Source organism: Phyllobacterium myrsinacearum (genome assembly GCF_002980555.1).
GTDB lineage: Bacteria > Pseudomonadota > Alphaproteobacteria > Rhizobiales > Rhizobiaceae > Phyllobacterium > Phyllobacterium myrsinacearum.
This window is the reverse complement of sequence record NZ_PVBT01000023.1, coordinates 1-406: the sequence shown is the minus strand read 5'-3', so window position 1 is coordinate 406 and position 406 is coordinate 1. Positions and strand designations below refer to the sequence as shown.

Annotated in this window: 1 protein-coding gene; it reads right to left on the bottom strand. The window is 45.8% G+C overall.

Annotated features, from left to right (window positions below; genetic code table 11):
- Nucleotides 1-23: 23 nt before the first annotated feature.
- Nucleotides 24-406 (bottom strand): ribosome-associated translation inhibitor RaiA (gene raiA, locus C5750_RS26190; RefSeq protein WP_425350524.1); only part of this gene is annotated, 383 nt, incomplete at its 5' end.

Here is a 406-nt window from a genome sequence, read left to right as displayed (position 1 = left end):
GGCGATACACTCAATATAAAGGACTACTCTTCTTCAACTTCTTCGACGAAGTTGGCGTCTTTCACCGATGTTGCGGCACGACGTGCTTCGCCTTTGTGCTGCAGTTTATTGAGCTGCCGTTCCAGCTTGTTGATCAATTCGTTAATTGCGGTGTACATATCTTCATGTTTACCACTGGCAACCAGAACGCCGTTAGGTGTATTGATTGTGGCGTCAGCAACAAACCCTTGTGGCTCTTTGGACAGAATGATATGTGGATTAATCAGATGTGTTTGCCATTTTTCCAGTTTGGCGAGACGGTCTGCGACATGTTGGCGGATGGCCGGAGTAATTTCCATTTGTTTGCTGGTAATGTTCATTGTCATAAATTTTGGCGCTCCCTGCTCATCCTTGACAACTTTTCCTC